We start from the raw sequence: 25,490 nt of genomic DNA on the forward strand, positions 1-25,490 counted from the left end.
ATGATGCTGCGAGAAACGAAACCTCAAATAACGTTCAACGTAACCAATGGTGAAATTATGAAGTTCTCAACAGTATTGAGTTGTGCCTTTGCCAGTGCGTTCACACTTTCTTCACAAGCAATGGCGGCAACGACTGAGCTCAATATGTATTACCCGATTGCAGTAGGTGGAGCCCTAACCAAAGTCGTGGATGAAATTGTCGGTGATTTTGAAGCACAAAACCCTGACATTAAAGTTAATGCAATTTATTCAGGCAACTATGACGACACGCGCGTTCGTGCCTTATCAGCCCTAAATTCGGGAGAACCTGCGCAGTTAGCCGTCATGTTTTCTATCAATGTCTATGACCTGATTGAGCAAGACCTTATTTCTCCTTTTGATGATCAACTTAAAGGCGAAGCAGACCAGGCTTGGCTCAATGACTTTTATCCTGCGCTAATGGAAAACGGTCAGGCAGAAGGCAAAACATGGGGCATTCCTTTCCAACGCTCCACCATCGTTGCTTACTACAACAAAGACATGTTTCGCGCTGCGGGCTTAGATCCGGAAAAACCGCCAAAAACATGGGATGAGTTGGTTGAGGTCAGTAAAAAGCTCACCAACGATGATACTTACGGCATCATGATCCCTTCTACGGGCTACCCCTATTGGATGTTCCAGGCTCTGGCTATTCAAAACGGTAAAAAGCTGATGTCGGATGATGGCCTGACTACCTACTTCAATGATAAAGACGTTGTCGATACGCTTAAGTTCTGGAAGTCGTTATCTGAAGAACATGGTGTTATGCCCAAAGGGACGGTTGAATGGGGCACGTTGCGTCAAGCTTTCCTCGAAGGCAATACTGCCATGATGTGGCATTCAACGGGTAACCTAACCGCCGTTAAAAATGCAGCAAAATTCGATTTCGGCGTTGCTATGTTGCCGGGCAATGTTCGTCTCGGCTCACCAACTGGTGGTGGTAACTTCTACCTATTCAAAGACACTTCTGACGAAGAAAAAGCCGCTTCGATGAAGCTCATTAAATTTATGACCTCCCCTGAACAAACCGCTAAATGGTCTAAAGCTACCGGGTATATGGGCGTTTCGAAAGGGGCATATGAGACAGAAACGCTGCAAGAATATACCGAATCATTCCCCCCTGCCCTTGTTGCTCGTAACCAGCTCGAACATGCAGTGGCGGAATTTTCCACCTATGAAACGGCACGTGTGCGTGAAGGTTTAAACAACGCAATACAATTTGCATTGACCGACCAGAAAACACCGGAAGTCGCATTGGAAGAGGCGCAAACCTCGGCGAAACGTCTTCTTCGCGACTATCAGTAAGCCACCTGCTCCCTGTTCATGCGGGGAGCTCTCTAGTTGTAGAGTTCTACTATGAATCATTACGCCGAATTGCAGCGTCGTCGACAGCATTTATACGGTTGGTTTTTATTAACTCCGGCCGCAATTCTGCTCTCGCTGTTTGCATTCTATCCCTCAGCCGCAACCCTGTGGGAAAGCCTGTTTTCAAAAGGCACCAGACGTCGACCTTCCGAATTTTCGGGCCTTGAAAACTATGTCGATTTGTTCAATGACCCGACATTCTGGATAGTGGTAAAAAACAACCTTTTCTATGCTGCAATGACGATACCTCTCTCCATCATCATTGCTCTGACGATGGCGCTTTGGGCTAACGGGAAGATTTCAGGAAAAGGATTTGTCCGCACCGCGTATTTTACGCCAACCGTATTGCCGATGATCGCAGCAGCCAATCTATGGCTATTTTTTTACACACCTGATCTTGGCGTCCTCGATCAAATTGGTGCCTTCTTTGGTTTTGAGTCTGTCAATTGGCTTGGGAAACCGAAAACCGCATTGTGGGCAGTGATTATTGTGACGATCTGGAAAGAAGCCGGTTTTTTTATGATCTTCTACCTTGCCGCGCTTCAAACTATACCTGCGGACTACAAGGAAGCTGCCGATATTGAAGGGGCAGGACGCTGGACATACACGCGTCGAATCGTGTTGCCCTTATTGATGCCCACCACTCTGTTTATTGTGGTTAACGCCATGATTAATTCAGTAAAGCTTATCGACCACTTGTTTATTCTGACCAAAGGTGGTCCCTCTGATGCGTCAAAACTCATCCTCTATTACATATGGGAAATGGCATTCGCATTCTTCGATGCACCTCATGCCGCCGCAATGACCGTGCTGGTGTTGATTGTTTTAGGAATTGCAGCCGCTGTTCAGTTTCTGTATCTCGATAAAAGGACGCATTACCAATGAAAGCTATCGAAAAGCATCTCGACACATTCGGTGCACTGCTTCTCGCGGTCATTTGGATCTCACCGCTGCTGTTCGCGTTCTGGGCTGCGTTTCATACGACATCGGATGCCGTCAACTTCAATCTACTGTCTGGATGGACACTCGACAATTTCCGCATCGCGTGGGAAGGGGCACCGTGGATTAAATACTTTATAAATACATTTTGCCTCGTTACTGTGGTTTTGATTGGTCAATTTATCATTACCACATTGGCCGGATTTGCGTTTGCCCAGGTGTCTTTCCCGGGCAAAGATTTCGTATTTATTCTCGTTTTGCTTCAACTTTTCATCTTGCCTGAAGTCTTGATCGTGGAAAACTATGCGGTCACATCAAAACTTGGGTTGTTCGACACGATTCTTGGTGTTGGCATGCCCTACATGGCGAGTGCATTCGGCATATTTCTCATGCGTCAGTCTTTTAAATCTGTGCCTTATGAACTGCATGAAGCGGCAAGTGTTGAAGGGTGTTCGCTCTTTGGCATTCTGATGCGAGTTTATGTGCCCTTGGCCAAACCAACTTACCTTGCGTATGCCTTGGTGTCTGTCTCGACACACTGGAACAATTTCCTATGGCCTTTAATCGTTACTAACTCTGACGACACACGCCCTCTCACCGTTGGTCTCTCTATTTTCGGCGCACCAGAGAATGGCGTCGACATTTCAGTCATCTCAGCGGCGACGATGATGTCGATCGCGCCTCTGCTTATCGCTTTTCTCATCTTCCAACGGCAATTTGTCCAAGCATTCCTGCGTGCAGGCATCAAATGAGGAATGACTCATGACCCGAATTATTCAGTTAACCGATACACATATCGTTTGCCCATCCCAAAAAGTGTCAGGAGTACTCGATACCTATTCGCTCTTTGAGCGGGCCATCGAAAAGATCAATAAGGACTTGCCAAAACTCGGCGATATTGATGGCATCATCGTCACTGGCGACATTACTGACTGTGGTGATGTTGCCAGTTATGAAGCGTTTAAGCTGGTGATTGAACGACTTGCTATCCCGTATTACGTCATTCCTGGCAATCACGATCTACGGTCTTCCATGCACCAATGCTTCAACCAGTTGAATGATTTAAATCAATCCGATGAAATCAATTGGCTCCTGCCTTTTCACGACATTGATCTTATCGGTTTGGACACCGTTATACCGGGTAGCGGAGGTGGCCACCTTTCACCAAATGCCTTGCAGTTTTTGGACTCATCACTCGGTCAATCGACAGACAAGCCCGCGCTAATCGCTATGCATCACCCCCCTTTTGAGTCTGGAATTCAGTTTATGGATGCAATAGGGCTAGAAGGCGTGAATGAATTGCACGAAATACTCGTAAGTACACCAAGAGAAGTGAGAATCATATGTGGTCATCTGCACAACAGTATTGTGTGCAGTGTAGGGGGAAAAACTGTGCTCTCTTCACCCTCGACAGCAAGTACTTTCCTCACCGATCACAGAGATAATGCGCCCGTGGGGTTTACTCAAAATACGGGGGGCTACATGTTACACGAATGGAATAATGGCTTTCGCAGTTCATATTTAACACTTGCGGAGCCAGGCCATTTTTTTCCCTTCTAATTTGACGATGATGACGCGAGCTATGCAGTGCAGATACTTTCGACCTCTTTGACGATGGACTGTGCTCGCTGATTCAATTGTTCGAAGAAGTTGTACAAGTCTTGAATATCATCGCTCTGGTGTTTTTCTATCGTCAGACATAACGCGGCTAAATCATCGGCACCCACCATCGCAGCAGCACCTTTCATGCGGTGCGCAACTTTTCTCGCCGAAATCATGTCACCGCTATCTAATGCACATTGGAAGGCACCCAGATCGACTTGCTGACTCGTCACATATTTCGACAGAATATGGTGAAGTAGTTCTTCGCTATCCCCCAACTGGTCCCTTAACCTGTCTAAATCAATGCTCGGTTCACTGTCTGACACCGCTCCAATTGCAGGTGTTTGTGGCTCTGCTGCGTGTGAATCTGTCACTGTTGATATTGGCTCTATACAGACAGGGGGCGACAGAGCACGAGTCGAGAACTTGTCAGACGACACGTACAACGTCATCAAGTTGACTAACTGTTCTTTCGTAAAGGGTTTGGCTAGATGCGCGTTCATGCCCGCTTTTAAACAACGTTCAGCATCACCAGATAATGCATTGGCGGTGACGGCAATAATGGGCGTAACCGTATCAAATTCTCGGATGCGTTTTGTCGCCTCAAAACCATCCATCTCAGGCATCTGGCAGTCCATTAAAATAAGATCAAACTGACACGCTTTGTGTTTTTCAAGCGCTTCAGCACCATTCTCTGACAACGTTGAGTAACAGCCAATGCTATTAAGTATTAAAACCATCAGTTCTTGATTGACCTGATGATCTTCTGCAATCAGTACATTGAGCCCTTCAAACACGGGCTCAAATTTTTCAATGCTTTCGGTCTCGACGGGTAACGCCTTGTCAAAATCGAGCGCATTGACCAACGCTTCTGAGCTAATCGGATTAATCAGACACGGCATTCCATGATCTTCAATTAATCCATCATGACTGATCAATAGAGCATGAGAAACCTTCTGAACGAGTGATTGGTATTTCCCCAACACATCATCATCAACCAGTAAAACAGTTGATTCCAACGCATTATCAGCGAGCGGAGTTTGTTCTGAAACTCTAGAAATCTGAAGACCCAAAGGTTCCATGTAGCGATGTAGCACGGCGTATAGCTTGTCGTCTTCCGTTGCTATCAATATCGGTCGCGATAGCACCTCTACACTTAATTGAAACTCGTCAAACAAGGTATCAAGCTTTCCTTTTACCGATGTTAGCGGCACATCTACAGTGAATGTTGTGCCAACACCTTCCTCACTTTCAAAGCTGATTACACCATGCATTAGCTCAGTAAGCTTGAGACAGACAGGCAGACCTAAACCTGTTCCTTGATATGATCGTGAATAGGAGGAGTCTACCTGTGTGAAGTTTTCAAAAATCGAGGATTGTTTCTCTTTTGGAATGCCGATGCCGGTATCAATAACCAGCAACCGCAATATCGGTCCACTAGGACGCGGAATTTTATGAAGTTTCACAAACACATAGCCATTTTTGGTGAACTTCACTGCATTGCCAACGAGATTAAGGATAATTTGAGTGAAACGTACTTGGTCCAGCAGCAGCCATTTAGGCAAATCAGGGTCAATCAAACAATGGAGACGAATACTTTTCTCTACCGTTTTGCTGTGAAAAACCGCTAACGCGTCATGCACCGTTTCTGCTATTTCCGTTTCTTGCTCAATAAGCTGCATTTTCCCAGCTTCAATTTTAGTTAAATCCAACACATCATTGATGATATTGAGCAGTGCATTAGACGAGTGCACAAGGGTATCGACAAAATAGGACTGTTGCTGACTTAGTGTCGTCTCTTTTAATAAATTCGACATACCAACAATCCCATTCATGGGTGTTCTTATTTCATGGCTCATCATCGCGAGGAAGTTGGTTTTTGCCTCGTTTGCTTTTTCTGCTTGCTCTTTCGCCCTGACCATTTCCTCTGAGATAAGATCATTGAGTTTTTTCTGTCGAACGAAGTTAACCATGGCACTTAAACTGGAAAGAACCGGGTCAATCCACGACAACAAATCGTCTTCGTAGTAGGTGGATTCATCAAACAAGCAAACCACACCCACCAATTGATTTGATAAGAACAGCGGCATACTCAGCGAGTTGATGATGAGCTTGCTATTGGATTCAGTCAAACCGGCAACTTGAAGACTGCGATTCCCCTTCTTCGTATCAATCACGTCGGTGATAACACCATTGACGAAATTGGAGGAAACAAACCCATTCGCCACTAGCCTTGTTTGCGCCAAGGTCCGGTAATTATTGGGGCTGTCGTAATCCACTTCGACAATAATGCCGTGGTTACTCTCGCCAATCTTAAGCAAAATTTTAAGGACTTCTTTAAAGCTGTGTTGGAAATCTTCACTGGTCAGGAATTTGTCTTGCAGTGTTTTCACCGCCGAGAACAATTCAGCCCCTTTAGACACTTTGATTTTGTCGATGTGCTGTTCTGTTATGTCTCTAAAGATAGCAACTTGGAGATGCTCGTCATTCACAAGAATTCGCGTTGAGCGAACTTGAACTATCACTTTTTCTTTTTCTCTCACCAACTCGTAGTTCAGGTTTTTTGTATTGAACCCATACAGAGCTTGAGAAAAATAGGCGCGAGAATCAGGAACGACCTTGGTAATAATATCCGAAAGCTGCGGTTCAGCATCGGCAAGGTTATCAAGTTCAAATATTCGTATCGCCGCTTCGTTAAGTGTCACGACTCGGTGATCTTCCGCCAATACAATCAAGCCATCGTTATAGCTATGAATGATCGTGTTAAGATAGCGTTGATTGGATTCTATCTCTTTGGAAGCGCGCGCATATTTCCAAATCAAGAACATGATCATCAAATCAAGCAAGAAAACTTGCGCAACACCCGAGACGATTTCGGAGGTCAATGTATGTGTGATTGTGCGAGGGTCTTCGTAGATAATCAGTTCACCCACATCAACAGGAGGATCGACACCATCGTAGATGATAGGGAATATACGCAGATGAAATTCGTTTTCGTTCAGGCCGTCTTTGGGCGCTGTAATGTGTCGAAAGTTGTCTTCCTTAGCAATCACCTCAATACGATAAATAAAGCGTGATGTGGCCTCACTCTCCAAGTCATTCACCACATTTTCAAAGTCATAGTTCCAAATTTGATTAGGCAGCCGATAGGAAAGACGCTGTGCGATAGATGACACCTCAGACTCCAACTCACCATATAAGCGATCGTGTGTTTTGAAGTAATTAAACAGGCCAAACATACTTAGTATCAGCGTACCACTGACAATGAGAATGACTGCAAGCTTTGTTCGCATCAAAAACATGCTGTTAAACCTGCATACTGGAGGTTATTTCGGCAGTATTTATCCTCGCCATTTCAAACTCTTTCAGTACGGTTTTGTCATTGAGGTTGAGTTCGTTGCACCAGTGGATCAATCCGTTCCAGTTGGCATGCTCGATATCATGCGCCATGAGTATTAATTGACCGTAAACGCCCTCTTTCGTATTCAGTGCTTTTTTTACGTTATTCGACAGGTCTAGTTGGCCAACAATTTCCGCCATTGGCTTGCTCAACATCGTATCTAACATTGAAAATGCCCCAACGATAAAGGCTTCATCTGCATTGAAGTCTTTATTGTCGAGTTGTAACGATGAAAAGAACGTCGCACGCAGTAGCGCGATATTTTGAAGTTGGGCGGCATGCTGATGGTTCAAATTCGACATGATGAGAAGTGAAACAAGCCGCCTTAACGCTTGTACACCAAGATACACCACCGCTTGCCGTGGGTTCGCAATTTTGTTTGTTTTTGTTTTCGCGAGAATATTGGCACTCGCGATGACCTTGTAGAGAAGAGATACATCTTTCGAAATGATTTTGGTTAATGTATCAATATCGTCTGGATTTTTATTAATGATGATACAAATATCCAGAAGAGACATAACTGATGGTGCAATGTCTTCAGACCGAACGATGGTGGGTTTTTCAAAGAAATAGCCTTGGAACAGCGTGAAACCCACACTCTGAGCGGTAAGCAGCTCGTCATGCTTTTCTACTTTTCTGGCTAAGAAAACTTGTTGGGAATATTGGCTGATCGTTTGTTCCCAATCACTGGGATTATCCCTTTCCATGCTGATACTGAAAATATCCACCAGCTCCAAATAGTTTCGCCACGAATTGTGCATGGCTTTCCCATCCATCATGATGCGGTAACCTTGGGAGCGGTAAGCCCGTAATTTAGCAATCATCTCCGCCGACGGCATACAATCATCAGTAACAAAAATGATCAGGCTCTGGCTTGGCATAGACAGGGGAATTTCGTCCAACAAAGAGGACTCACCAAAGCTAACGATATAGCGACTTTGAGTCTGGTTTGCATTGCTGGCAAGAAAGTTGGCACTCAGGATCCTAGACGTCGCTGTATCTTCATCGATGGAAGGAAATTTGTTTTCCAGCCCTTCGCGGAAAAGAAGCTCGCTGCCCCACTGCTGGAGGTCATTTGCAAACACGGGTTGACAGGAAAAAAAAACTTCAGCCACGTAGGTATAATTCCATTAAAGAGACACTCTCTTAAATTTAGAACAAGCGCAGCATTTTTCCTTTTTTTCCACTAAATAGATGCACTAAAAACAAAGGGAAGCATTTCAACTTCCCTTGATTCGTGTGGGGTTTTTACTGTGTGGCTTCTTCAATCAGCCTGTACGGTATCCGCTGTGCCTTGTCGCTAAGTCCACCTACCGTCACTCTTTCTATACCTTGCTCGCTAGAATCAACTTTCGCTGAGAGCAAAGACCTGCGGTTGAGTATTTCACCTTGTTCAAAGAGGTACCGGTACTTACCGCCTTGGTACACATGTAGATAGCTTGCAAGGGCACCTGCTGCACTGCCAGTCGCCGACTCTTCGTTGATCCCTACCTGCGGGGCGAAATTTCGACAACGCGCTGAAATGTCAGATTCCGTCGGCGTCAATGCGAAGGCATGAATTGCCATGGCCTTGTGTTTCTTGATAAAAGCCGAAATGGCTGCAAAATCTAGCTGCAACGCATTCAGCACCGCTTCGTCACAAACGGGAACAATGATGTCAGCCAAACCGGTAGAAACCACTTTAACGGGAAGACCCGTTGACAATATGTCTTCTGGATGAATACCTAACAGCGCCGCCAGAGCTTCTGCTGGCAATTCTTCGCCAAATTGAGGCGTCGCTTGATCCATGGTAATTCTGCCATCGCTGGCAACATCAACGGCAAGTACGCCCGCTTTTGTTTCTTGCGTGTATTGTCCTGGCTCGACACGTTCAGTCTGGAGCAAGGTTGAAAACACCCCTACGGTTGCATGACCACAAAACTTCACTTCTTCCGTTGGGGTAAAAAATTTAACTTTGAAATTAGCCTTTTTAGATGCAAGGACAAATGCGGTTTCCGAGAATGCAAGATCTGCAGCGATACGTTGCATTTGCGCAACTTTCAACCCATCCGCGTTTAAAACAACGCCTGCTGTATTGCCGCCTTGGTTATCGGCGACGAAGGCGTTCACTGTGTAGACTTCAAGAATATCAGCCATATCTACCATTCCTTGTTTTTCTTATTGTCAGTTTTTCTTCGGGCCCTATTTGTTACAGTGTTACAAAACCAGCAAAAACACAAGAATAAGCGACGCTATTATTTCCCGTAGTTACACAGTGAGCAGAAAAAGCGTTTTGTATTGGCTCAAAGCGTTAAAGTCGACTCCCTAACGTCTATTGTTTGTTTCAAAATCCACCCCCCTACTTGGAATGCTTGCGAGGTGTAGGCACTTTTACTTAGAATACGCGCAGATCTAAAAAATGAGTGAATTCGATATGATCGATATAGAAAACCTGATGAAAGACGCACCAGAACGTGAACCAGACTTACCACTGCCTACTTTGGAAGAACAAAAGCGCATTGCGGCAGAGTTGAAGGCACTAGAAGCAAAAGGCGAACTAACGCCAGAGATCCTTGAAAAGTATTTTGGTGGCAAAAAATCGCACTAATTACTGATAAATAACGCGCCTTTGGCGCGTTATTTTTTTGATGTTGCTGCTGATGGCCGTAAAACACTTTTATAGCGCGCAGTACCCGAAAAGAGCTCCTTCGCTAAGTGACTTAGTTGTTGCCGATCAATCCCACGAATTATTGTGGTCGGATAAAACAACCCATCAATACCGTAGCCCCACGTATCGTAACGCGCCAATGCACCAACAAGATGATAACTGTCACTGTTAAGGGACATGATATCCCTTTCCAATTGTCGGGCTGCATTGTCACGCTCTGTCTTTGTCACTGGTTTCGCTAAAGCGCGTCTGATTTCCGGCCACATTTGGTTGAGTTGCTCTTCTCGTTCTGGAGATATTAATGCGGTGAGTGTTGTAATTCGTACGCCATCACCATCACCTGACCAAGAGGCGAAATACGGGTCGTAATCAAAAGCGTGCTCCTCTCTCATGATTTTGGTATATCGATCCTGTAGAACACGATTCATCATATCTTCAGCAAAAATCACCGTTAAATTCCGAGACGGAACGGGTGAAACATCCACAAACTCAATGTAAGTTCTGTCCTCTGGTGACGTCTCTCTGTTGAGCACTCCCCCGTGGGCATTAAAAATCAGTTTGCGAGGAATTGTTGCCGGACGTGTCGTTTTGATGTTTCCCAAATACACATTGATTTGATCTGTTGCGGTTTCCGCCGAGTAATCGGAGGTCACATACACCTTGAACCCACCCAAATCTCCGAACAGCGCAGAATAAACACGTACGATCTGCGCAAACGTGACCATTTCATAGTCCTCAACCGTAAGCGGAGCTTCGTAGGACTGCGTTGGATAAATCATCGAACGCTGCGCCCGTTCAAAAGCATCATAGGGCGACGTGATTAAACTCCGCATACGGCTCACCACTCTGGCCTTTTCTCGTTCAAACACCGCCTCATTCAAGGCAATATTTTCAAGAAGATAACGCAACGTATTTAGGGCTTCGGGTAGACGTTCGCTCTGCACCGACATCGAAATGTTGTGACCCTGCCCATACACTGATGGCTCTATAACGATGCCATTGCCTTCTAAGTAATGATTGAAGTCCAGTGCGTCTATGGGCCCAACATCGCTGCTGCGAAACACTTCGTACAGTATGTCAACCGCGGCGCGGTCCGGTCTTGTTAACGACGCCAGCCCACCCTTTGCCTGTAAAACGACGTGACTCATCAAAGAAAGATCGTCAGTGTGGTGAAAGACAGCGGTAACGTTGTTCGGCATTACCCATGTGTACATTTCATTATCAAGTACAGTGAGTGACGGTTTATGAGAAGGAATAACACCTGGCTGAGGAATGTTTACATCGACATAATCAACTTGCGTGTCTACCCCCACGTTCGCTAGCCGCGAGAAATAGCCCCTTTTCAGGGGGTCGGCCCCCGCTAACGATTCATTTTTCACATACACCAACGAGAGCGATTGGGGTAAATCGCTTAAATAACGGTTTAATCGTTCATTGATTTCATCATAATCAACCTCAGCCAGAAACCGCTCAAAGTTGTTCAGCCTCTGTTCACCATCTTGAGGGAGCGTGTTGTCATATAGTTCATCAGTCGCTGCTTCCGCAACTTCAATGGGCAAGTAATCATCAAGTAAGTACCCTGATGATTCAAAATATTCAAGTAGCGCTAAAAACTCACTGTCACTGATTCCTTCGTCTCTCAAAGACGCCAAATCGTCTGCGATAGCATTCAAGATCAAGGTACGGTCTTTGGCATTAAACTCTGCGACAATTTCGAATAGGCTCCATCCCGGTACAAACGCATAACCTGAATAGAGCCCATTGTGGGCGATTCCACGTCGATCTAGCTGCTCACTCAGCCGTTGTTCAATCGCATCAAGAACAAACCAGTCAGCCCACAACTCTCGCTGTTGCTTCAGCGTTTTCGGTGGAAAATAATGTCCTTCATTGAAGCTCAATACCAGCGCTGATGACTGGCCCTGAGGAGCATAGACCGTCAAAGGATAGTGAATATCATCTTCCAGCGTCGGTACATGATGACGTTCAGGTTCACTTTCCACGGTTCGAAGCGTTTCGAATTGGCTGTCAATCAACGCTTCGACACGGCTCGTATCAATTCCACCAACGATAACCAGCTGCATCCTATTGGCCTGATACCATTGTTCGTGAAATTCCCTGAGTGATGTAGATTTCGCAGAAGTAAGTGTTGCTTCACTGCCAATCGGATCACGATCGGCATATTGCGAGTTTTCCAACAAGGTATCGTAAAGTTTCAGTTGCCAAGAGGCGTCTGCTCGATTGTCAAAACGCCACTCTCCAAAAATCACATCAATCTCACTCTCGACCTCTTCTTCGCTAAGCGTTAAGCCGTCCCCAATATCACGAAACCACCCGATGGCATCACCTAGCTTTTGCTCATCGGGGAGCGAAAGCGTATATACCGTTCTGGTGTAATCCGTCACTGCATTGATATCCGGCCCAAACTGAACACCGACAGTTGCAAACGCATTAAAAACGGTATTTCCCGGGAAGCGATGCGAACCATTAAAAGCCATATGCTCAACAAAATGCGCATATCCTCGCTCAGTGTCTTTTTCGTTAAGGCTGCCAACATTCACGATAAAACGAATTTCGACTTCAGTGCCTTCAATAGGATAAAGGTGATATTGAAAACCATTGGGCAAGGTTTTCGATATCCAATTTGGGTCAATAGCAAGTAAAGGAGATGTAGGAAGGGATGAACACCCGATAACGAATAGCAAAAGGATCGGGCTGATCAAACGCAAAGACATAATAGCTCCGGTCATCGTCGAGAAACGCTCTCCACTATTAAGACATAGGCAAAGTCCGAAAAATTGCAATCCAAAGAGAGATGCGGTCAATCAGACGAACAGGGACCACCAAGGCCCCTGCTGTTTATGACGATGCCTACCGCTGATGAGAACATGTGCTGGCGATAGGAATGCTTATTGGCTACGAAGATATCTTTATCTTTGGAGATACCTTTTAGCTTTAGAGCTACCTCTAGCTTTAGAGATACCGTCTAACTATGGCAATGTTAGGGCATCTGTTTTGGCTGCACAGATGAAATCATTTTTGTGTAACCCTTTGATTTTGTGTGTCCACCATGTCACCGTGCAACGACCCCACTCTAACAATATTGCAGGATGATGCCCTTCATCTTCGGCGAGTTGCGCTACGTTGTTAGAAAATGCCCAAGCTTCTTTAAAATTCTTAAAAGAATACACGCGTTGCAGTTGGAGAATCCCCTCATCATCTACCATTGCCCAACCTTCAAGCGTTCCCAGCATTTCCTTGGCGTCTTCGTCAGACACCCTTGGTGCGTCAGCTCTGCACGCTTCACATTGCAATTCAGTCAGTTCTGTCATCACGCCTCCTCATTGTGCGATTTTCATGGGATATAACGGTTTGTGTAGACCCAACGACATGGCTTTTCTAACACAGGCCATCAAATCAATTTTGGAGAAAGCGTATAAATCGCTCATATCTTCCAAATAAAAATAGATGGGTTGCAATATATCAATACGATAAGGCGTTCTCATCACTTCAATAATATCCAGTGGCTCTCTGAATGCGCGCTCATCACTATATGCATATACCGTTTCCGCAGGCGAAGAAAGAATACCTCCACCATAAATTGAAAATTCTTCGCCTGAACGTGTCAAGCCAAATTCAACGGTAAACCAATATAGCCTAGCAAGATATATCCGCTCCACTTTGGACGCATTAACACCCAGTTTCCCATACAACTCCGTGAAAGCAGCAAAAGCCGGATCCGTCAGCATTGCGCAGTGACCGAATATCTCATGGAAATAGTCAGGTTCTTGGAGGTAATCCATGTCCTTTCTCGTCCGAAGAAACGTTGCAACAGGAAATTGCCGGTTTGCTAGCAGCGCGAAAAATCTGTCGAAATCTATTAGGGCAGGCACGGGGGCCAGAGACCACCCTGTCACGTCACGTAATACGCGGTTAATGTCCGGAATTTGGGGAACTTGGTCTATCGGCAAATTCAGCATTTCAAGACCATCAAGGTACTCTTTACACGCTTTTCCTTCTATGCACGATAATTGACGTGTCATGAGGTGGTGCCAAACTTCGGCTTCCTCATCATTCCAGTTCACCTTTCCCTTTACATCCATTGGCTTAGATTCGTACCTATACGCTTTCATCTACGCCTCCAATTTAGCTCTCCTCCTAAAACGATAGTAATAAGTCACTTAATCTGTCAGCCACCCCCCTTTGTTACAGTACGAATGAACGTAAAAATTATTTTACAATCTATTTTTACATTGCACTCAGTTGCTTATTTCTATTGCTTTTAATTTGCAACTTGGGAGACCAAAATTCGTACTAGAATAAAAAAAGAAGAGGGGATGATCACATTAACTCAAGACGCAAATGAAGGTTTCATTTTCCATTCCCTCGGTTTAACGTAACATATTCTCTCAGTGACGTTAGAGGTACAAATACGTGGTAGATCACCTGAGAACACGCGCTGAATTTGAACAGTGTTTAAGAACCAATGACGATGGTGAAACCACCGCTGAGTTCAACGGATTGAACCTAAGAAGCGTCTACCAACCCATATTCCGCCGAAATGGTACTGTCGTTGGCTTTGAGGCGTTAATTCGCGCCGTTGCTCTTGATGGCTCTCATGTATGCCCCGCACATCTTTTTCGATGCATTGACCAAGGCCACCCAGATTTCGCAAATCAAATCAGCATTGATAAATTGGCGCGTGTTATCCACCTGCGTAACTTTGCTAAATATGCGGGGCAACACTGGGTCTTCCTCAATATGCTTCCATCCTACGCTGTTGCATCTATAGAAACCTTCTCCAATCAAAATCTCATGGTTCAACGTCTTGCTGAGATGGCCATCCCTCGTGAGCATGTTGTATTGGAAGTCGTCGAACACTTACATTCAGATTCTGTCTCGTTATCCGCAGCGACGAATCAATCCATTAAAAATGGATTTCGCATTGCTGTTGACGATTATGGTGTGGAAGGGTCTGAAGAAGCACGTGTGCGTATGCTTCGCCCAAACATAATTAAGATCGATCGCTCATTGGTTCAAAGTTACGTTCAAGGGGAAGTAGAAGCCATTCTTCGCTCAATTGCGCTCGCCAAAGAAGTCGGTGCAGAGTTACTGGTCGAAGGTATAGAAAATCAGGAAGAATATGACGCAATGAAAGCCCTGAACATTGCTTATTACCAAGGTTTTCATCTTGGCATGCCCCAGCCATTGTCAGAATATTTCGATACAAATCCCTTTGATTTTTCTCAGCTACGCAAAGCCACATAACCCGCTGACACCCGGGGATATCGAACTATCCCTTCCCACCGCACAATAAACATCCGCTCAAACGCCAATCTTCCTGATACTTTTCCGTTAATCACATTTAAGTGATAAGATCCCTGCCATTATTTCGCCGGGGCCATCCAATAACCCATGGGCGATATCAGGATTTACGAAGGCAATCACCCCCATGATTAACAACTCTATTCAGTGGTTTCCGGGCCACATGCACAAAGCACGAAAAGAAATCGAAGAAGTCGTACCTAAAATCGACGTTATCATCGAAGTGCTGGATGCTCGCATTCCTTTCAGTAGCGAAAACCCTCTGATCCGTCGAATCCGTAAAGATAAGCCTGTTATCAAAGTGTTGAACAAACGCGATCTGGCAGACCCTGAAATGACGGCGCTATGGCTAGAGCACCTTGAAAAAGAACAAGGTGTTAAAGCCATGGCAATCACTACTGATCACGTCAGTGAAGTGAATAAGATCATGGAATTGTGCCGAAAACTTGCCCCGCATCGTGAAGAGATGGGTAAAAACATTCGTACTATGATCATGGGTATTCCTAATGTTGGTAAATCAACCATCATTAACACCCTAGCAGGGCGCGTTGTTGCAAAAACCGGCAACCAACCTGCGGTGACGCGTCAGCAGCAACGTATCAATTTGCAAAATGGCGTTGTACTTTCTGATACCCCTGGCATTCTCTGGCCAAAAGTAGAAAACCCACACAGTGGTTTTCGTCTGGCTGCAACAGGGGCAGTAAAAGACACGGCGATGGAATACGATGAGGTAGCATTCTACACCGTTGAGTACCTAGCAAAAGCATACCCAGATTTACTCAAGCAGCGTTACAACATTGAAGAACTTCCTGAAACGGAAATCGAACTGATGGAAGCCATCGGTGAGAAACGCGGCTGTCTGCGTGCCGGTGGACGTATCGATATCCACAAAGCATCTGAGATTCTCATCAATGACCTGCGTAACGGTACGTTAGGCCTTGTAACGCTAGAACATCCAGACATGATCGATAAAGAATTGGTTGAGGTTGAGGAAGCCGCCTCTCGCAAGGCTGAAGATAAAGCCAAAAATAAAGAAGAACGCCGTAAACGCTACCTTCGCAACAAAAGATAATTCCCAAGCCCTGACTCTGTCGGGGCTTTTTCGTTTAAAGGCCTTAAAATTTCGAACGTCTCATTCCTACCGCACTAACGCGCGTTACCCTATTCTAAAGTTACAAAGCGTCAATGAAACGCAATGAAGTTTATAACAGGAAAGACTATGAATAATTTAGCAATGCTTGCTCAACCGGGTGTACTAACCAACCCAACATCTCATGTGGAATACCTAACATTCGTGTTAAAAGACCAATGGTTTAACATGGACGAAATCAATGACGCGCTTTCGCAACTTCCGGGCATTGAAAAATCGATTCGACAAAAAGATCCGTCCGCCAGCCTTACCATGACAATGGGCTTTTCTGACAATGCGTGGCCAATGCTCTTTCCTGACCTTAGCAAGCCCAAAGAGCTTCATACCTTCCCAGAAATGAATGATGGCGAGCGCCGTTTCCCATCAACCGCTGGCGATATTTTCATTATGGTGAAATCAGAACGTAAAGATCTGAACTTTCAAGTCGCCAAGCATGTGGCAAAAGTGCTGTCTTCTATCGCAGCATTAATTGAAGACATTCAAGGTTATAAATACCTTGATAACCGGGACATGATTGATTTTGTCGATGGCACTGAAAACCCTATCGACGAAGAACGTATAGCCTCTGTTCTCATTTCCGAAGAGGATACGTTTAAAGGCGGTAGCTATCTCATTGTTCAACGCTATGTTGATAAACAAGGTGCCTGGGATACATTATCTACCGAACATCAGGAAAAAGTGGTTGGTAGAACCAAGATGGATGATATCGAGCTTGATGACGATGCGAAGCCAGCTTGGGCACACAATGCAAAAAGTAAGGTAGAAATTGATGGCGAGGAAGTAAAAATGTTCCGCCAGAACCGCCCTTACGGTAACGCAATGGAGCATGGCACCATGTTCGTCGGCTTTGCGAACACCCCGTCCATTATCGAAACATCGCTGACCCAAATGATCACCGCGGATGAAAACGGCGATTATGACAAGCTACTCGATTTTGTGGAGGCTAAAACGGGTAACAGTTATTTCATCCCTTCCCAGTCATTCATTGATGAAAGGTTTGATGATTAGCTAATAAAAAGGCAGTGTCATAAATACACTGCCTTTTTAAATAGAGCCGTTGAGCGTTACGCTAAATACGCTTCACCTGCGGCGGCAACAAAGGCCATTTCTACCAAATATTCTGGCTTGGCCAATTCTGCTTTAATGCAAGCACGGCTTGGTGCCGTACCTTCTTCAAACCACGCATCCCACACTTCGTTCAAGCCTTCAAAGTGGGCAAAGTCAGTCACATAAATTGTGACAGACAGTACACGGGTTTTGTCACTACCAACGCTCGCCAGCATCTCTTCTGCTTGAGAAAGAATTTGCGCGGTTTGTCCTTTGATGTCTGCACTCAGGTCACTTTCTGGTACTTCAACAAAATGTGCGATACCGTTATATACTGTTACATCTGACCATCGTTTAGTCGGATTAATTCGATGAATTTTCATTGTGTTACTTCCACCTTTAATGAGTCGACACATACTAACAGAACGCGCTATAGCACGTCATCTCAGCATGGTTAAAACACCGATGGTACAGTGAAGCTGTAACCCATCCTGTTCTTGTTGTTTTAACGTTGAAGCACATGAAGCAAACGGGCTTCAATCGGAATTTCAGCAACTCCCTATCGAAATAAACCGATGTACAAAATGCGCTTAATCAACAAGGCTATATATACCCAAGCAACCTGACCACGCAGGATTCAGGTTGTTTGGGTATAAACCGTCAACAAAAAGGAAATGAAAAATGAAAAGTATTTCGTCAGCAATTATTTTGGCTGTGTCTTTGTCCCCTTCTCTTACATTTGCATCAAGCGACTACACCGTTGTTAGTGATGCTTCTTCCATCAGCTTTGCCACCATCAAGAAAACCTACGTTGTCGAACCGGCAAATCTCAGCGGTCTTGAAGGGAGTGTTGATGCTTCCGGCAAATTTAGTATTACCGCGCCAATATCTTCCGTTTCAACGGGGATCCCTATCCGTAATCAACGGCTTAACGATCTGTTCTTCGATTCGAAAAAATTCCCGTCACTGAAGGTAGAAGGCCATGTTGATATGGCGGGGCTCGATAAGAACGGAACCATGTTGCAGCAGTCCATTCCCGCAAAAGTCACATTGTTTGGGAATACTAAAGACATCACCTTAGACATGAACATTATTAAGACTGATGACAGTATTTTCGCTTTCACTTATAAGCCCGTCATTATTAGTGGCGCGATCTTTGGCATCCCTGAAGAGAATCTTGAAAAAGTATCAGCCACGGTTGGCAACATTGACATCTCAAGCACAGTGCCTGTTAGTGTGAGTTTGGTATTTAAAGAGAAATAAAAAAAAGAGCCAGCAATCGCTGGCTCTGTTTCTTTTCATTCTAAGTGCTATTTCACAACCGCCATCAATGCATCAGCCAGATAATCAATCCGCGACTCCGTCAAGCCTGCAATGTTTATACGGCTATCTCCAACAGCATAAATAGCAAACTCGTCTTTCAACCGAGCAACTTGCTCTTGCGACAAACCCAACATCGAGAACATGCCTTGGTGCTGCTTAATGAAGTTAAATCGGTCGTCACCACAGCGCGTTGCAAGTGCTGCGGTCAAGCCACTACGTAGCGTGATAATTCGGTTTCTCATCACATCCAGTTCAGCCTTCCATTCTTTTGTCAGTTCTTCACTTGAAAGAATGGTTTCAACAATGGCTGCCCCGTGATCAGGTGGCATTGTATAAGTAGAACGCGCAAGCTGGAGAATACGACCTTTTGCATTCATCGCTTCATTGGCGTTTTTACCAATCACAATGGCCGCTCCAGTTCTCTCTCTGTACAAGCCAAAGTTTTTTGAACAAGAAGTGGCAATCAGCATTTCTTCCACACTGTCAGCCATTAATCTTACGCCATAGGCGTCTTCTTCTAGCCCTGCGCCGAAACCTTGATAGGCAATATCTACAAACGGGATGAAACCGTTTTTCTGTGCCAATGCCGCAACAGCTTGCCAATGCTCTTGGCGAATATCTGCGCCTGTGGGGTTATGGCAACAACCATGGAGCAATACCACGTCATCAGGGCCTGCAGCTGCCAGCGCGTCAAGCATTGCATCAGCATCCACGGTTTTGGTTTCACTGTTAAAGTACGGGTAAAATTTTACCGTAAGCCCCGCAGCTTCCATCACTGGCTTGTGATTCACATAGCTAGGATTACTGATCCAGACGGTAGTGATTGGCTTGGCTAAAAACATCAGATCAGCCAGCATACGCAGTGCACCGCTCGCACCTGGTGTCTGAACAGCGGCGGAACGACTGTAACCTGCCGTACCTTTCAACAGTAAGTCTGTCATCGCCTGATTGAAGCCTTCACTTCCCGACAAGCCAACGTAGCTTTTCGTGGTTTGCGTGTCAGCGAGAATGTGCTGTGCAGATTTTACGGCCTGCATGATGGGTGTCGCGCCTTGGCTGTCTTTATACACACCAATGCCCAAATCCATTTTTTCGTCGCGCGGGTCTGCGCGGAATGCCACGGAAAGTGAGAGGATGGGATCCTGCTGCGCAGGAGAAAGCAGGTTAAACATGAGATAACTTCCTTATCGAACACCTAATCCTTTGTATGTATAACGAAAGGCTGTATGGGTGCAAGTAAAAACAGCATCCTGAGAGTAGATTAACGTTGCACTGAAAGCATGTAGAGCGATTTCAACGTTTCTGCTTGTTATCGATGAACAGATGTTTCCCTGCATGTGCTCAGGACATGCACTACCTTCACTCAAATTCGCTCAGTATTTTTTGACCCGCAAATACAAAAAAACCGCCATAGGCGGTCATCTTGTTTCGCGTTGCTTATGCACAACACTTTTTGTACTTCTTGCCGCTACCGCAAGAGCATGGATCATTACGGTTTGGCGTTTTCTCAAACACGATGGTTTTTGGTTTGTTGATAACAGTATCAAGTTCGACGGTGTTTTCTTCTTGATCAGCATCTACAACGATAATCGCAACGATGCTGTGCTCAGCAACCAATGCTTCAATTTCTTCTTTGCGCTGCTCGCTTTTCACTGTCACTGTAACAGGAGACTCTTCCGTACCAACCTTTACATCGCGGTTAACGTTATAGCCAGACATAACATGATTCTGTCTGGTTTCTTTGCGGCCTTTGTAAAACATTTTTGACATGGGATGCTCGTAAAAGTAGAAGTGACGCTAAGTAAGGCGGGGATTATACCCATATATGGCAATTGATAAAGTAATGATGTGTCTATTGCGCCTCAAGCGGCTTTGGCTGCACATACTTTCTGCTTACGTCCACCATCGCGATGCCTTTGAGATAACTGCGCCCTAGTAACACAGGAAAAATCAAATGCTGTCGGTCTCGAAGGGTAAACTGTGTTGTTTCGGTCACATCACCAATAGTAATGGGTAATTCAACAACGTAACGACGGTCATACCCTTCAGCGCTCGATTGAATAATTCGGACAATCCGAACAACAGGTCGCTCAATCTCGCGACTTTCTCTCCCGTCATGTGCCAAGCGGAATTTAACCCATTTCTTGCCTTCTTTTTTGAAGGACTGAATATCAATGGCACTTATCGAAGAGGTAGTAGCCCCAGTATCCACTCTTGCCTTAAGGGTGACGCCAACGGTATCAACCTTTACCCACTCCTTTTCTCCCATAATGAGTTTGCCATCCGGCGCGTGTTCGTAGTGTTGAGCATCAGCACTCGATGCTGCAAACGACAAAGGGCTTAAGCAAAGCAAGAAAAAGAAGGCAACAAATTTGTACTTCATAAATTCATCCATTCTATGAGGATTCGATACGTAAGGTGTTAGACGGCAAAAACGGCGCAAGTTCCCTAAAAATAACGCCGCTATGGTAAGCGGCGTTATGAGGATAGACGAATTGGTGTATTAACTTTGTGTCAAACGATGAACAATTTGATTCGAACTTCCTCGCCAAGGCAATGAAGGATCGGCAAGATCCTTTTCAAACTTCCCATCGACTAACACATCAACAAGCTGAACGACTTCGCGCTGTGCATCCGTCAACTCAGCAAGCGTATACCCTGTCCATAGCCAAATGTCTTTGCCTTCACATTCCGCTTTCACGCGCTGAACCAGTTTAAGAATGGTTTCAACGTTTGCAGGGTGTAACGGGTCACCGCCACTGAGTGACAAACCGCGGCGTTTAATACGTGCGTCGTTAAGATCGGCAATGATCTTGTCTTCCATTGCCTGATCAAATAACGACCCTGAATCTAACGACCACGTTGACTGGTTATAGCAGCCTCGACATTGGTGTTCACACCCGGCCACAAACAGGGTGCAACGCGTACCTTCGCCATTAACCACATCAACGGGGTAATACTGATGAACGTTCATCTTTGCCTTACATGTGCTTAACGCGGCGTTTGACTTCTTCCTGCTTGCCATCATTGAATGGGCGCGCATCCGGGCTTCCCAAGTAACCACATACGCGACGCGTTACCGATACTTTGGTGGAATCATGGTTGCCACAGCTCGGGCATACAAAGCCTTTGCTTGAACAATCAAACTCGCCGGTGAAACCACACTCGTAGCACTCATCGATTGGCGTGTTAGTCCCATAGTAGGGAACGCGCTCGTAGCTATAGTCCCAAACGTTTTCCAACGCTTCAACGTTATGCTGAATGTTTGGATATTCGCCGTAACAAATGAAACCACCGTTCGCGATTGCTGGGTATGGCATTTCAAAATCGATCTTGTCGTAAGGGTTAACTTTCTTCTCAACATCCAAATGGAAACTGTTGGTGTAATACCCTTTATCTGTCACACCTGCAACGACGCCAAATTCCTTCGCATCGATCTTACAGAAACGGCTACACAGGTTCTCACTCGGCGTGCTGTATAGGCTGAATCCGTAGCCTGTTTCATTTTTCCAGCTGTCGGTCGCTTTGCGCAGGTATTCAACCACTTCAATGGCTTTCTGGCGCAGCATTTCTGAGTCGTAGACGTGATCAGCAGTACCGTACAACGCATTCACGGTTTCATGAATACCGATGTAGCCCAGTGAAATTGACGCACGGCCATTTTTGAAGATCTCGCTAACGTCGTCATCAGGGTTTAGACGAACACCACACGCGCCTTCCATATAGAGAATCGGAGCTACACGTGCTTTTACGCCTTGCAGACGCGCAATGCGTGTATCCAAACCTTCACGCGAAACAGCCAAGACTTCATCAAGCAGACGATAAAACTCGGTTTCATCACCCTGGGCACGCATTGCGACACGTGGCAAGTTAATGCTGATGACACCGATGTTGTTTCGACCTTCGTGAATCAATTCGCCATTTTCTTCGTACGTGGACAAGAAGCTGCGACAACCCATCGGCGTTTTGAATGAACCCGTCACTTCAACAACACGATCGTAATTCAGGATGTCTGGGTACATGCGCTTAGACGCGCACTCCAAAGCCAATTGTTTCACGTCGTAATTTGGCTCGCCCTCTTTCAGGTTCAAGCCAGATTTCAGGCTAACCACCAGTTTCGGGAATACCGCCGTTTTACGGTTTTTACCCAAACCTGCGATACGGTTACGCAAGATAGACTGTTGAATCATGCGTGCAGCCCATGATTCGCCCAAACCAAAACCGAAGGTCACGAATGGAGTTTGACCGTTTGCTGTATGCAGTGTGTTTACTTCGTATTCCAGTGATTGGAATGCGTCATAACATTCTTTTTCAGTACGTGCTATCGCGTATTCTTCTGCGTTCGGAATGTCCCATTCGCGCGCAACTTCAAGGTGCTTCTCGTAGCTAATTTCGACGTACGGAGCCAGTACTTCGTCAATACGGTTGATGGTTGTACCACCGTAAATATGACTCGCCACCTGCGCGATAATCTGAGCAGTCACTGCCGTAGCGGTTTGAATGGACTTCGGCGTATCAATTTCCGCGTTACCCATTTTGAAACCATGAGTAAGCATGTTTTCCAAGTCCACCAACATGCAGTTAAACATTGGGAAGAACGGTGCGTAATCCAAATCGTGATAATGGATATCGCCCATCTCATGCGCACGAACCACGGAGCGTGGCAACATATATTGCTTGGCGTAGTGTTTCGCGACGATACCTGCAAGCAGGTCGCGTTGTGTCGGAATAACCTTGCTGTCTTTATTTGCGTTTTCGTTAAGGATGTCGGAGTTTGTTTGCTCTACCAAGCCACGGATCTCGTGACTCAACTGGCTCTTTTTCTCACGAATACTGTCCCTGTCATGACGGTACTCGATATATGCACGAGCGACAGCTTTGTATGGCCCTGCCATCAGGTGATTCTCAACGGCATCTTGAATTTGGTGTATTTCTACTTCTTCTAGGCGCATAAATTGAGATAAAACACCATCTGCCACTGCTGCTGCATAGGCTTGATCCATGTCTTCTACAGCATCAGCAGCACTTAAAACAGCTTCTTCAATACGCTTACGCTGGAAAGGTACGCGGCATCCATCGCGTTTGATGACAACAGGTTTCACTACTAGCTCCTCAACAAAAAGCCCTGCTTACGGCAGGGATAGATAGGATTGTATCAATCTGGTGATGGGCGGAAACGTCTGACTTTTTGCGTTTAACCACGACTGAAATACCCGAATCTTGTTCCTGCCTCCACAAAAAATAACGCGAAGAAAAGTCGCATTACACTCAAATGAGAGCAAGGTCAATAAATACAAAATGTAGGGGCATTCACACACAGAGATACAACATGTGGTGCATTAGACGATTTCAGCGGAGCCAATACTTTGATTTAGATCATTGCATACATGCATGCGATTTTTATCTATTCGATTACTGTGCAATAAATTCAATATTCAAAAAAAGTCTGTAAAAAAATCCAACACAACACTCAAAATCACCATGTTGTAAAACGACCAAGATGACAATGTTCTACTATCCGGTTAAATGTACATCTTTGTCAGTAGTCAACAACGAATCGTTCAAAGGAGCCAACAACATCTAGCCCAATGAACACTCAGAGTTATTCTCATGGGCGCGCACAGCAAACATGACACACACCACTAGAAGTGTGAAAGAACACCCTAACCCAGCGCAGGATCCTCGACTTAATGATGCGTCAAAATCACCTTTCTCTGTCCCAGCTATTTCGTACTGTATGTGTTGCAGTCGTTGTTGCTCTGTCGGTGAAAGTTAGCAGTGCAAACGCATCGTTAACCCTTGCGACATGGAATATGGAATGGCTGAGCGACAAAGGTGACATGATTCAAGGACAGAGAAATGCAGAAGACTACCTCATGATGCAAACGGTGGTCTCAGTGTTAAACGCGGATCTTGTGGCATTTCAGGAAGTGGACAGTCTGGACACACTTGCTAAGGTTATCGACCCCGATGAATACAATTTCTTCTTATCTGATCGGGCGCAGTTTTACACTAAGAGCCGCAAAAGCAATCAGTTCACAGGCTGGGCTGTCAGAAAAAGTCTAGAGGTCATTGACCATGCCGATTACGAACCTCTAGGCTTACCTACGTTTTTATCTCGCGGTCATTTACGCTACGGATCGTATATAGAAGTAAAAAGAAAAAACAGGCCACCATTACACCTGCTTTCTATTCATCTCAAATCAGGGTGCTTTGAAACACCCGTCCGTCGAAATAACAGCTGTAAAAAACTCGAACGACAAATTGATGCGCTGAATGTATGGATTAAAACACGTCAAAAACTGGGGCAGGAATTTGTTATTGCGGGTGATTTTAATCATTACATGAATTCATCAAATGAATGGGTATGGGAATCATTAATAAAAAAAGCGGGTGAAGGCCTATTGATCAATCTTTCTGAGCACACGCGGGCCAAATGCAAAGCACGCAGATTTAATTACCGAACCAAACGTTGGGAGCAAGTCGTCTATGACAAATTGATTGACCATGTCATCGCCAGCCCCGGCGCCCTCTCCAGCACCGTTCCTGCTCTTGCAAAACAGTTTCGATATTCATACCACACAGTGGCAAATTATCGTCTTTCCGATCATTGTCCTGTTTATGTTGAACTATAGCCATCTTATATAAATTTCTATACATTTCATGACAACACTTGC

At 45.3% G+C, this 25,490-nt stretch carries 22 protein-coding genes; 10 read left to right on the plus strand and 12 right to left on the minus strand.

Annotated elements, in window-relative coordinates:
* Positions 1-57 precede the first annotated feature (57 nt).
* The 4 genes from B5D35_RS08555 to B5D35_RS08570 are packed head-to-tail and all read left to right on the plus strand — an operon-like array spanning position 58 to position 3,882.
* A complete protein-coding gene (locus tag B5D35_RS08555) occupies positions 58-1,323 on the plus strand; it encodes an ABC transporter substrate-binding protein (protein WP_078752214.1) in 1,266 nt (421 codons plus the stop codon).
* 51 nt (positions 1,324-1,374) lie between these two features.
* Positions 1,375-2,268, plus strand: coding sequence for a carbohydrate ABC transporter permease (locus B5D35_RS08560; RefSeq protein WP_078752172.1), 894 nt, complete (start codon positions 1,375-1,377; stop codon positions 2,266-2,268).
* The gene (locus tag B5D35_RS08565; protein WP_078752174.1) at positions 2,265-3,074 is read left to right on the plus strand and encodes a carbohydrate ABC transporter permease; all 810 of its coding nucleotides are present in this window, start codon (positions 2,265-2,267) and stop codon (positions 3,072-3,074) included. Before B5D35_RS08560 ends, B5D35_RS08565 begins: the two co-directional genes overlap by 4 nt.
* Positions 3,075-3,084: 10 nt before the next feature.
* On the plus strand, positions 3,085-3,882 hold the full coding sequence (locus B5D35_RS08570) for a phosphodiesterase (RefSeq protein WP_078752175.1): 798 nt from the start codon (positions 3,085-3,087) through the stop codon (positions 3,880-3,882).
* Between the two features lie 20 nt (positions 3,883-3,902).
* Here B5D35_RS08570 and B5D35_RS08575 read toward each other — a convergent pair whose 3' ends face one another.
* The 3 genes from B5D35_RS08575 to B5D35_RS08585 all read right to left on the minus strand — a co-directional run bounded on the left by B5D35_RS08575 (position 3,903) and on the right by B5D35_RS08585 (position 9,460).
* A complete protein-coding gene (locus tag B5D35_RS08575; protein WP_078752177.1) occupies positions 3,903-7,226 on the minus strand; it encodes a response regulator in 3,324 nt (1,107 codons plus the stop codon).
* A gap of 4 nt (positions 7,227-7,230) precedes the next feature.
* A complete protein-coding gene (locus tag B5D35_RS08580) occupies positions 7,231-8,439 on the minus strand; it encodes an EAL and HDOD domain-containing protein (RefSeq protein WP_078752178.1) in 1,209 nt (402 codons plus the stop codon).
* Between the two features lie 133 nt (positions 8,440-8,572).
* Complete coding sequence (locus B5D35_RS08585; RefSeq protein ID WP_078752179.1) at positions 8,573-9,460, minus strand: PhzF family phenazine biosynthesis protein; 888 nt, start codon at positions 9,458-9,460, stop codon at positions 8,573-8,575.
* A 277-nt stretch (positions 9,461-9,737) separates the two neighbouring features.
* On the opposite strand from B5D35_RS08585, the gene B5D35_RS08590 reads away from it, so the two are divergent.
* On the plus strand, positions 9,738-9,911 hold the full coding sequence (locus B5D35_RS08590) for an ATPase (RefSeq protein WP_078752215.1): 174 nt from the start codon (positions 9,738-9,740) through the stop codon (positions 9,909-9,911).
* A 29-nt stretch (positions 9,912-9,940) separates the two neighbouring features.
* Here B5D35_RS08590 and B5D35_RS08595 read toward each other — a convergent pair whose 3' ends face one another.
* The 3 genes from B5D35_RS08595 to phhA all read right to left on the minus strand — a co-directional run bounded on the left by B5D35_RS08595 (position 9,941) and on the right by phhA (position 14,101).
* A complete protein-coding gene (locus B5D35_RS08595; protein WP_078752180.1) occupies positions 9,941-12,703 on the minus strand; it encodes a M16 family metallopeptidase in 2,763 nt (920 codons plus the stop codon).
* 255 nt (positions 12,704-12,958) lie between these two features.
* Positions 12,959-13,300, minus strand: coding sequence for a 4a-hydroxytetrahydrobiopterin dehydratase (locus B5D35_RS08600; RefSeq protein ID WP_078752181.1), 342 nt, complete (start codon positions 13,298-13,300; stop codon positions 12,959-12,961).
* Positions 13,301-13,309: 9 nt separating this feature from the next.
* Positions 13,310-14,101: a phenylalanine 4-monooxygenase gene (gene phhA / locus B5D35_RS08605; RefSeq protein WP_078752182.1), complete on the minus strand. Its 792-nt coding sequence runs from the start codon at positions 14,099-14,101 to the stop codon at positions 13,310-13,312.
* A 301-nt stretch (positions 14,102-14,402) separates the two neighbouring features.
* Here phhA and B5D35_RS08610 point away from each other — a divergent pair, with 301 nt between their 5' ends.
* From B5D35_RS08610 to B5D35_RS08620, 3 genes are all read left to right on the plus strand, one after another.
* Positions 14,403-15,236 (plus strand): EAL domain-containing protein, encoded by an 834-nt coding sequence (locus B5D35_RS08610; protein WP_078752183.1) that lies wholly within the window; start codon positions 14,403-14,405, stop codon positions 15,234-15,236.
* Between the two features lie 184 nt (positions 15,237-15,420).
* The gene (gene ylqF, locus B5D35_RS08615) at positions 15,421-16,365 is read left to right on the plus strand and encodes a ribosome biogenesis GTPase YlqF (RefSeq protein WP_078752184.1); all 945 of its coding nucleotides are present in this window, start codon (positions 15,421-15,423) and stop codon (positions 16,363-16,365) included.
* A gap of 147 nt (positions 16,366-16,512) precedes the next feature.
* Positions 16,513-17,451: a Dyp-type peroxidase gene (locus B5D35_RS08620; RefSeq protein WP_078752185.1), complete on the plus strand. Its 939-nt coding sequence runs from the start codon at positions 16,513-16,515 to the stop codon at positions 17,449-17,451.
* A 56-nt stretch (positions 17,452-17,507) separates the two neighbouring features.
* Here the strand turns inward: B5D35_RS08620 and B5D35_RS08625 are convergent, their stop codons facing one another.
* Positions 17,508-17,873, minus strand: coding sequence for a RidA family protein (locus tag B5D35_RS08625; RefSeq protein WP_078752186.1), 366 nt, complete (start codon positions 17,871-17,873; stop codon positions 17,508-17,510).
* Positions 17,874-18,171: 298 nt separating this feature from the next.
* Between B5D35_RS08625 and B5D35_RS08630 the strand changes: the two genes are divergently transcribed.
* Positions 18,172-18,753: a YceI family protein gene (locus B5D35_RS08630; RefSeq protein ID WP_078752187.1), complete on the plus strand. Its 582-nt coding sequence runs from the start codon at positions 18,172-18,174 to the stop codon at positions 18,751-18,753.
* A 47-nt stretch (positions 18,754-18,800) separates the two neighbouring features.
* Here the strand turns inward: B5D35_RS08630 and B5D35_RS08635 are convergent, their stop codons facing one another.
* From B5D35_RS08635 to nrdD, 5 genes are all read right to left on the minus strand, one after another.
* A complete protein-coding gene (locus tag B5D35_RS08635; protein ID WP_078752188.1) occupies positions 18,801-19,985 on the minus strand; it encodes an amino acid aminotransferase in 1,185 nt (394 codons plus the stop codon).
* Between the two features lie 265 nt (positions 19,986-20,250).
* Positions 20,251-20,583: a PBPRA1643 family SWIM/SEC-C metal-binding motif protein gene (locus B5D35_RS08640; protein WP_078752189.1), complete on the minus strand. Its 333-nt coding sequence runs from the start codon at positions 20,581-20,583 to the stop codon at positions 20,251-20,253.
* Positions 20,584-20,665: 82 nt separating this feature from the next.
* Complete coding sequence (locus B5D35_RS08645; protein ID WP_078752190.1) at positions 20,666-21,196, minus strand: ATP-dependent zinc protease family protein; 531 nt, start codon at positions 21,194-21,196, stop codon at positions 20,666-20,668.
* A gap of 120 nt (positions 21,197-21,316) precedes the next feature.
* Positions 21,317-21,787 carry an anaerobic ribonucleoside-triphosphate reductase-activating protein gene (gene nrdG, locus B5D35_RS08650; protein ID WP_078752191.1) on the minus strand — a complete coding sequence of 157 codons (471 nt, stop codon included), beginning with the start codon at positions 21,785-21,787 and terminating at the stop codon, positions 21,317-21,319.
* Between the two features lie 7 nt (positions 21,788-21,794).
* The gene (gene nrdD, locus B5D35_RS08655; RefSeq protein WP_078752192.1) at positions 21,795-23,915 is read right to left on the minus strand and encodes an anaerobic ribonucleoside-triphosphate reductase; all 2,121 of its coding nucleotides are present in this window, start codon (positions 23,913-23,915) and stop codon (positions 21,795-21,797) included.
* A 711-nt stretch (positions 23,916-24,626) separates the two neighbouring features.
* Here nrdD and B5D35_RS08660 point away from each other — a divergent pair.
* Complete coding sequence (locus tag B5D35_RS08660; protein ID WP_078752216.1) at positions 24,627-25,448, plus strand: endonuclease/exonuclease/phosphatase family protein; 822 nt, start codon at positions 24,627-24,629, stop codon at positions 25,446-25,448.
* Positions 25,449-25,490: the final 42 nt, after the last annotated feature.

Source organism: Enterovibrio nigricans DSM 22720 (genome assembly GCF_900167155.1).
Lineage (GTDB): Bacteria > Pseudomonadota > Gammaproteobacteria > Enterobacterales > Vibrionaceae > Enterovibrio > Enterovibrio nigricans.

Coding starts and splice junctions, on each gene's coding strand:
- nrdG (WP_078752191.1), bottom strand. CDS start 21,787: ATGAACGTTCATCAGTATTACCCCGTTGATGTGGTTAATGGCGAAGGT.
- B5D35_RS08575 (WP_078752177.1), bottom strand. CDS start 7,226: ATGTTTTTGATGCGAACAAAGCTTGCAGTCATTCTCATTGTCAGTGGT.
- B5D35_RS08660 (WP_078752216.1), top strand. CDS start 24,627: ATGGAATGGCTGAGCGACAAAGGTGACATGATTCAAGGACAGAGAAAT.
- B5D35_RS08635 (WP_078752188.1), bottom strand. CDS start 19,985: ATGTTTAACCTGCTTTCTCCTGCGCAGCAGGATCCCATCCTCTCACTT.
- B5D35_RS08585 (WP_078752179.1), bottom strand. CDS start 9,460: ATGGCTGATATTCTTGAAGTCTACACAGTGAACGCCTTCGTCGCCGAT.
- B5D35_RS08555 (WP_078752214.1), top strand. CDS start 58: ATGAAGTTCTCAACAGTATTGAGTTGTGCCTTTGCCAGTGCGTTCACA.
- B5D35_RS08640 (WP_078752189.1), bottom strand. CDS start 20,583: ATGTCAAAAATGTTTTACAAAGGCCGCAAAGAAACCAGACAGAATCAT.
- B5D35_RS08565 (WP_078752174.1), top strand. CDS start 2,265: ATGAAAGCTATCGAAAAGCATCTCGACACATTCGGTGCACTGCTTCTC.
- B5D35_RS08595 (WP_078752180.1), bottom strand. CDS start 12,703: ATGTCTTTGCGTTTGATCAGCCCGATCCTTTTGCTATTCGTTATCGGG.
- B5D35_RS08630 (WP_078752187.1), top strand. CDS start 18,172: ATGAAAAGTATTTCGTCAGCAATTATTTTGGCTGTGTCTTTGTCCCCT.
- B5D35_RS08560 (WP_078752172.1), top strand. CDS start 1,375: ATGAATCATTACGCCGAATTGCAGCGTCGTCGACAGCATTTATACGGT.
- B5D35_RS08645 (WP_078752190.1), bottom strand. CDS start 21,196: ATGAAGTACAAATTTGTTGCCTTCTTTTTCTTGCTTTGCTTAAGCCCT.
- phhA (WP_078752182.1), bottom strand. CDS start 14,101: ATGAAAGCGTATAGGTACGAATCTAAGCCAATGGATGTAAAGGGAAAG.
- B5D35_RS08620 (WP_078752185.1), top strand. CDS start 16,513: ATGAATAATTTAGCAATGCTTGCTCAACCGGGTGTACTAACCAACCCA.
- B5D35_RS08625 (WP_078752186.1), bottom strand. CDS start 17,873: ATGAAAATTCATCGAATTAATCCGACTAAACGATGGTCAGATGTAACA.
- B5D35_RS08570 (WP_078752175.1), top strand. CDS start 3,085: ATGACCCGAATTATTCAGTTAACCGATACACATATCGTTTGCCCATCC.
- B5D35_RS08600 (WP_078752181.1), bottom strand. CDS start 13,300: ATGACAGAACTGACTGAATTGCAATGTGAAGCGTGCAGAGCTGACGCA.
- B5D35_RS08590 (WP_078752215.1), top strand. CDS start 9,738: ATGATCGATATAGAAAACCTGATGAAAGACGCACCAGAACGTGAACCA.
- ylqF (WP_078752184.1), top strand. CDS start 15,421: ATGATTAACAACTCTATTCAGTGGTTTCCGGGCCACATGCACAAAGCA.